The organism is Candidatus Polarisedimenticolia bacterium, from assembly GCA_035764505.1.
GTDB lineage: Bacteria > Acidobacteriota > Polarisedimenticolia > Gp22-AA2 > AA152 > AA152.
On the sequence record DASTZC010000153.1, the window covers coordinates 1 to 7,303 of the forward strand.

Consider the following 7,303-nt stretch of genomic DNA (forward strand, 5'->3'; position numbering starts at 1 on the left):
CGCAGCGGGTCGGATCGGTGTGCTGCCAGATCCAGCTGCGGGTGCTCATGCGATCGGTCGTGCGCCCTTCCAGGAGCGGGGAGCTGGCGACCAGCGCCGTGACCAGGGAGGTCAGCCCCATCGCGGCGCGCAGCTTCTCCATGGCGTCGCGCTCATCGGAATAATCCAGGTTGATCTGCACCCCTGCGGTCTGCTTCATCATGCGGTGGGCCTGCTCGCCGGTTTTGGCGAGATAAGCGGACATGACGGCGTAGCGCGGCTTGGGGACCCAGGGAATCTCCGCGAGGGTCGAGAAGGGATGCAGCCCCAGGCCCAGCCAGGTGATTCCCAGCGACTCGGAGTGCTCGTGCAGCAGCGCCACGTAGCGCGCCACCTCGTTGCTCAAGTCGACGAGCCGCCGGTGCACGCCGCCGGAAAGCTCCAGCTGTCCCCCGGGCTCCATGGTGAGACGACACCCCTCGCCGTCGAGCGCTATCATGTTTCGTCCCGCGTAGACCGGGCGCCAGCGGCCGTGGGCGACGAGTCGCGTCAGGATGGCGGAAAGAGAGCGGGCCCCGTGGTAGGGGATGGCGCGACCCGAGTCGGCGAAGACGCCGAGCCGCTCGTACTCGATCCCGACGCCCCACTCCTCGCGGGGCTTCGAGCCCTGATCGAAATATCCCTCCAGGTCGGCGGGACTCTCGAGCGGGCGTTCCACGTCCGGCATGGTCTCCTCTGAACTGGAGGGGGCATTCTATCTATTCCCGCGAAGGAATTGCATTCGGGGGGGGCGGGAAGGACCGGAAATGGGAAAGGAATTTCAGCCGGCGGAGGCGCCGTTGTCGGGAGGATCGATGCGGCGCATGTACTCGCGCACCACGACCGCCGGGTCGAGGCCCAGGCACAAAGCCAGCTGTCGCAGGAACCCTTTTAGAAACACCGGCTCGGGAAGGTCCCCGAAGCGGTCGGCCTCCAGCGCCTCGAGGATGGCGGGACGTATCTTCGTCTTCTCCACGATGGCCTCGAGGGCCAGATTGCGCGCTTCCCGGTGCTCGCGCAGCGTCGCGCCGGTCACCGGCAATCCGGAGCCGGGCACCCGGGCCGCCGTCTCGGAGGTCTTGCCCGGGGCCGGGGTCTTCGAGACCTCGTCGCGGGCGGAGACCGGCACGGCGGTCACTGTGTCCTCGGAGACCGCATGGACGATCCGCGGCGAAGCCGCCGGCTCCGAATCGCGCCCTCCCGCCATCTCCGCCGGCAGCAGCCCCTGGGCGACCAGCTTCTTGTCGTACTCCATGCGGCTCTCCAGGAAGACCAATGTGCGATAGGCCGATTCCAGCCGCGAGGCGATGCGGCCGATCTGGGCCGCCGAGAGCAGCGGGTGCTGCAGCCAGTTGTCCGGGTCGTAGGCCCGCTTCAGCAGCTGGTACCCAGCCTGGATCTCCTTGGAAGAGGCGCCCTGGGGAATCTCCAGGAGGCGGTAATAATCGAGGGAGGCCAGGTCGCGTGCCAGGGGCGGAGCCTGCTCCGCTCCGGCGGCCGGGGCGAGCAGGGACGCGACCACCCGCTCGATCCCATGCGTGGCGGCGGAGTTGGGGTACTGCTGCGAGAGGGGCTTGCGCTTCTGCACCGCCTGCATGACCGAGAGGTCGTACTCCACGCATCCGAGCGTCGACAGCTCCAGGCCGAAATATTTGTCCAACCCGCTGCAGAGAATGGGGGCGAGCTCCTCGTCCGCCTCGCCGCGGGCCTGGCTCAGGACCAGCCGCAAGCGGTAGGGCCGCAGGCAGCCGATGACGGCGTCGGCCAACTGCTGCTCGCTTTCGCCCCGCAGGCGCTCGAGCGCAGCGCGCAGGCTCATCCTCGCCCCGGGCTCCTCGTCGTCCAGGCTGCGGGCGATCTCCAGCTTCTCGCGATCGTCTTTCGTGAGGGCGCGTTCCAGCTCGGAGTCGACCAGCGATTCCAGGAAGAGATAGAGCGACGCCAGACAGGCCGGCTCGGGAGTCGCCACGAGAATGCCGCCGCGGGCCCGCCGCAAGGCGTCGAGGACCTCCTCGCTCCTTCCCGACCCGCCGTCGATCAGGACCAGGTCGGCGGGCAGGCCCGGGAGCTGGGTGAACAGACGCTCCACCACACGGCGGCGCGCCTCCGCGGAAAGGGCGCGCTGGCAGCCCGCCGCCAGCTTGAGGCCCGACACCGAGGTGTCCAGCAGCAGCGCGCCCAGGGGCGCTCCTTCCGTGGCCTCGGAGAGGCTCTCGAGCGATTTTGCGGGGCGGCCGATGCCGAGGTAGGCGTGCAGGTTCGCACCCTGGAAGTCGAGGTCGGCCACGACCACGCGCTTGCCGAGGCGCGCCAGCTGGATCCCCATGTTGGCCACCAGGAGGCTGCGTCCGACGCCGCCCTTGCCTCCGGCCACGACCCACAGTGGGGGCGCGGCGCCATGGCCGTTCGGCGGGGAGCTCTGGTCTGCCGGGGGCGGCTCAGGCGGCCGGTTCATGCAGGTCCGCCTCCTCGAAGGCCTCGCCGGTATAGGAGATGAGCTTCGGCTTGTCCTCTACGAGCGTGGCGATGTTCACCGGCCGCTGCCAGATGCGCTGCGTGTTCCTCAAGGTGTCGCGGGCATAGTCCATGCGCAGGGGCACTCCCTCGTAGCGGTGCCGCAGGAGGAGCTCCCCCTTGTTGCGGAAGTTGCCGTCGGCCACCTCGATGAAGGGAAGTCCCCGGTTGGTGAGCTGGAACAGGAGCTTCTGCTTGATCTCCCGGAAGCTGCGGCTGCTGATCTGGTACAGCCCGGTCTTCGGGTTGAAGTCGTAGACGAACATCTTGTGACGCCGGCAGAACTCCTCGGTCAGGTAGTTGTCGATGAAAGTGACGTCGTTGCAGAAGCGGCGGACCTCGAAGATCTTTCCCCGACCCTGGTTGAGCTGCGTGTCCCAGGTGGTGCGCAAGCTCAGGTCCTCGCACTCCTCGAACTCCTTGCCGAAGCGCCCCTTGTTCCAGCGCTCCTCGATGTCCTTGAACAACTCGACGCCCAGCTTGTAGGGGTTGAGGCGGCCCGGGCTCGTCGCCACGGTCCCGGAGTGGTGGTCGGCGTAGTCGATCACCTCCGCGTCGGTCAGGCACCGCTCGGTCATCATCTTGGAGTGCCAGTAGGTGGCCCATCCCTCGTTCATGATCTTGGTTTGCGCCTGGGGCGCGAAGTAATAGGCCTCCTCGCGGATGATGCTCAGGACGTCGCGCTGCCAGTTCTCCAGCGGCGAGTACTCGATCAGGAACTTGAGGATGTCGCGTGTGGGCTCCGCCGGGAAGGATTTCTTGCGCTCCGACTCTTCGCGCAGACGCAGCGATTCGCGGGCCAGGATCTCGGGCGGGTTGATGTAGTCCTGCATGTACTCCTTGCTCTTCAGCCGGCGGGCGACGCGCGGCGCCTCTTCCGGAGCGTCGGGCCGCTCGCGGACGATGAAGAGGGAGTGCGGATCGATGAGGTTCTCCAGCGAAAGGCAGAGATCGATGAAATTCTCCACCCGGTCCACGCCGTGGCGGTCCATGTAGCGGCGGACGCGCGTGGCGTGGTTGGCCATCTCGTCCATCATCTTGCGGTTGGTCTTGGAGAACCAGACGTTGTTCTTGAAGAAGTCGCAGTGGGCGTAAACGTGCGCCATGACGATCTTCTGGTCGACGTCGGCGTTGCACTCCAGCAGGTAGGCGTAGCAGGGATCGTTGTTGATCACCATCTCGTAGATGCGCTGCAGGCCGAAGGTGTAGCCCTTCTGGAGCTGCTCGAAGTCCATGCCGAAGCGCCAGTGCGGGTAGCGGGTGGGGAACCCGCCGTAGGCGGCGACCTGGTTCAGCTTGCGGTAGTCCAGGACCTCGAACATCACCGGGAAGAAGTCGAGGCCGTAGTCGCGCGCGTGCGCCTCGATCTCGCGCTGCAACCCGGCGAGCAGGGGGGAAAGGCTCAACGTCCCCTCCCGAGGAATTCCTTGATCGACTGATGGATGGCTTCCTTGCTCTCGATTTTCGACAGCGCGACCGCCTCCTCCTCCGCGAAGGCCTCCTTCAGGTCCAGCAGGAACTGGCCGGTGCCGTAGGGGCTCTCGACCTGGCCGTAGGCGAACAGGTTCACTCCGGGCAGCAGTTCCTCGCGCAGCAGCCGGATGCACTCCTGCGTGTCGCCCTGCGACCAGTTGTCGCCGTCCGAGAAGTGGAAGCAGTAGACGTTCCATTCCTGGGCGGGGTAGTCGGTCCTGGTCACTTCGAGGGCCAGCCGGTAGGCGCTGGAGATGACGGTGCCGCCGCTCTCGCGCGTGTGGTAGAAGGTCTCCTGGTCCACCTCGCGCGCCTCCGCGTCGTGGATGATGTAGCGGATCTCCAGCCCCTTGTAGTGATGGCGCAGCCAGGTGTCGATCCAGAACGACTCGATGCGGACGATCTCCTTCTGCTCCTCGCCCATCGATCCCGAGACATCCATCATATAAATGACCGCCGCAGTCGTCTCGGGCAGGATGGTGGGCCGCCAGGTGCGATACCGCTTGTCCTCGCGGATGATGAAGGGCAGCGCCCCCGGCCGCCGGTAGGTCCCGGAAGCGAGCGAGCGCTTCATCATCTCCTTGTAGGTCCTGCGGAAATGTCTCAGGCTCTCGGGGCCGGTCGGTGCGATGCCGGTGTAGCGGTACTTCTCCGTGACGATGTTCTTGCGGCCGCGTGGCTCGATGCGCGGCAATTCCAGCTCCTCGCCGAGCATCTCCGCCAGCTCGTCGAGCGTGACCTCCACCTCGAGCAGGTGCTGGCCCGGCGCGTCGCCCGCCTGCCCGCTGCCCTCCTCGGGCTCCGCCGCCCCCAGGACCGTGCCGACATCGCCCTCTCCCTGGCCCACGCCGCCGGCCTGGCGCCGGCCGTGCACGAAGTGGGGGATGGAGATCTGGGGCAGGGGAATGCTGATGAGGTCCTTGCCGCGGCGCCCGATCATCTCGCCGCGCGAGATGTACTTGCGCAGGTCCTGCTTGATCTTGCCGCGGATGATCTGCTTGAAGCGGTGGTGGTCCTGCTCGATGCGAAGAATCATGGAGATCCCGGAACCGGCGGAGGGCTCAGGGCCGCGGCCCCGGGTTGGTTCCGAGGCGCGCGGCGTTCAGTCCCGGGCATCCCCGCGGGCGAAGATGCTGGCAATGTAGTTGAGCACGTCGGTGGCGCATACGTCGCAATAGGCGTAGTCCTTGATGAGGCGGCTCTTCACCACGTCGATCTTTTCCTGCGTCTCCTTGTCGACGACGCTGCTGACCAGGCTCGTGAGCTTGATCGAGTCCTTCTGGTCCTCGAATAGCTTGAGCTCGAGGGCCTTGTGCAGCCTCTCGTTGGTCCGGTAGTTGAAGGTCTTGCGCTCCACCGCCAGCGCGCCGATGTAGTTCATGATCTCCCGGCGGAAATCGTCCTTGCGGTTCTCGGGGATGTCGATCTTGTCCTCGATGGAGCGCATCAGCCGCTCATCCGGCTCCTCGTCCTGGCCGGTGTACTTGTTGCGGACCCGCTCTTTCTGGGTGTAGGCCTTGATGTTGTCGATGTAGTTCGCGCACAGGCGGCTGATGGCCTCCTCATCCGCGGATATGGCGCGCTGCACCTCGTTCTTGGCGATGTCCTCGTACTCCTGCTTCACCACCGACAGGAGGTCGCGGTAGCGCTTGCGCAGCTCCTCGTTGGTGAGCAGCGAATGGTGCTTCAGCCCGCTCTCGAGCTCGTTGAGCACCATGAAGGGGTTGATGCACCCCTCCCCCTTGTCCGAGACCAGCGCGTTGCTGATCTTGTCCTGCGTGTAGCGCGGGGAGATTCCGTCCATCCCTTCGCGCATCGCCTCCTTGCGCAGCTCCTTGACGTTGTCCTCGGTGAAGCCCGGAAGGGTCTTGCCGTTGTAGAGCTTGAGCTTCTGCAGGAGGGTGAGGTCGGCCTTCTTGGGCTCCTCCAGGCGCGTCAGGATGCCCCACATCGCGGCCATCTCGATGGTGTGGGGGGCGATGTGCTTGCCGCGGATACGCGACGGGTTGTAGTCCTTCTCGTAGATCTTGATCTCCTCGGCCAGCTTGGTGATATAGGGGATGTCGATCTTCACCGTGCGGTCGCGCAGCGCCTCCATGAACTCGTTGTGCTGCAGCTTGCGGTACTCGGGCTCGTTGGTGTGCCCGATGATCACCTCGTCGATGTCGCACTGCGCGAACTTCTTCGGCTTGATCTTGTGCTCCTGGGAGGCCCCCAGCAGGTCGTAGAGGAAGGCGACGTCCAGCTTCAGGACCTCGACGAACTCGATGAGCCCGCGGTTGGCGATGTTGAACTCGCCGTCGAAGTTGAAGGCCCGGGGATCGGAATCGGCGCCGTACTCGGCGATCTTTCGGTAGTTGATATCGCCCGTGAGCTCGGTCGAGTCCTGGTTCTTCTCGTCCTTGGGCTGGAATGTCCCGATGCCGATCCGGTCCTTCTCGGAGAGGATGAGGCGGCGGACCTTGATGTGCGAGATGATCCGGGTCCAGTCGCCGCCGTAGCGCAGATTCAGTTCCTTGTACTGCTGCCGACAGGAGGGGCACATCTCCCCCTCCACCACGATGCGCTCCGGCTCCGGCCGCCCTTCGCTGAGCTTGCCGAAGATCTCGGCGCGCAGCTCCGGGGGGACGAGATGCAGCGGCTCCTCGTGCATCGGGCAGGGGCTCTCCATCACCGCCTGGTCCTGCTTCTTGCGGGTATTCTCCTCCTCGACGATCCAGGAGAAGCTGTACAGCGCCCCTTCGGGAGTGCGGGAGTAGTCCTCCATCCCTTTCTTCAACAGCCGCACGATGGTGCTCTTGGAGCTGCCCACCGGTCCGTGCAGCAGCAGGACGCGGCGCTCGGTCCCGTAACGCTTGGCCGCGGACTTGAAGACGTTCACCATCTTCATGAGGGGAACGTCCAGCCCGAAGACCGCGTCGACGCCGCCGTGACTGCGATCGTCGAAGAAGTTGTAGTGGATGATCTTCTTCTTGTACTCGTAGTACTCGCGGGTTCCCTGCGACAGGATCATGTCGTAGACCCGCTGAAAGGCGCTCCGCGTCACCCGGGGGTTCTGCCTGACGATCTGGAGGTAGTCTTCGAAGCTTCCCTCCCAATGCTGGTCCCTGAACCCTTTCAGGTCTTGGAGCCTGCCGATCATCTGGATTATTTCGCTGCCCGATGCCATGGCGTCTCCACCTCCCGAGGAACTTAACGCTTCGCAACCGGGAGTCACGACCGACGGGAACTTGTTGGAAAGAAAACAGTTCTTCCGACCGGAGGCGCTCCGACAGGCAATATAATGCGCAGTCAAAGA

The 7,303-nt window shown here is 65.2% G+C and carries 5 protein-coding genes; all 5 read right to left on the reverse strand.

The annotated features are described in order from the left end of the window. The coding region (locus VFW45_10430; GenBank protein HEU5181202.1) for a glutamate-cysteine ligase family protein at nucleotides 1–706 on the reverse strand (706 nt) is incomplete at its 3' end. A 93-nt stretch (nucleotides 707–799) separates the two neighbouring features. Further along, nucleotides 800–2,473, reverse strand: coding sequence for a helix-turn-helix domain-containing protein (locus tag VFW45_10435; GenBank protein HEU5181203.1), 1,674 nt, complete (start codon nucleotides 2,471–2,473; stop codon nucleotides 800–802). Next, entirely contained in the window at nucleotides 2,457–3,938 is a 1,482-nt protein-coding gene (locus tag VFW45_10440) for a SpoVR family protein (GenBank protein ID HEU5181204.1), read from the reverse strand. The genes VFW45_10435 and VFW45_10440 overlap by 17 nt, the downstream gene beginning before the upstream one ends. Then, nucleotides 3,935–5,041: a DUF444 family protein gene (locus VFW45_10445; protein HEU5181205.1), complete on the reverse strand. Its 1,107-nt coding sequence runs from the start codon at nucleotides 5,039–5,041 to the stop codon at nucleotides 3,935–3,937. Before VFW45_10445 ends, VFW45_10440 begins: the two co-directional genes overlap by 4 nt. A 66-nt stretch (nucleotides 5,042–5,107) precedes the next feature. Beyond that, nucleotides 5,108–7,174: a serine protein kinase gene (locus tag VFW45_10450; GenBank protein HEU5181206.1), complete on the reverse strand. Its 2,067-nt coding sequence runs from the start codon at nucleotides 7,172–7,174 to the stop codon at nucleotides 5,108–5,110. Nucleotides 7,175–7,303: the final 129 nt, after the last annotated feature.

What these genes read in the sequence shown, in the direction of transcription:
- VFW45_10435 (HEU5181203.1), bottom strand. Translation starts at nt 2,473, where the DNA reads ATGAACCGGCCGCCTGAGCCGCCCCCGGCAGACCAGAGCTCCCCGCCG.
- VFW45_10445 (HEU5181205.1), bottom strand. Translation starts at nt 5,041, where the DNA reads ATGATTCTTCGCATCGAGCAGGACCACCACCGCTTCAAGCAGATCATC.
- VFW45_10450 (HEU5181206.1), bottom strand. Translation starts at nt 7,174, where the DNA reads ATGGCATCGGGCAGCGAAATAATCCAGATGATCGGCAGGCTCCAAGAC.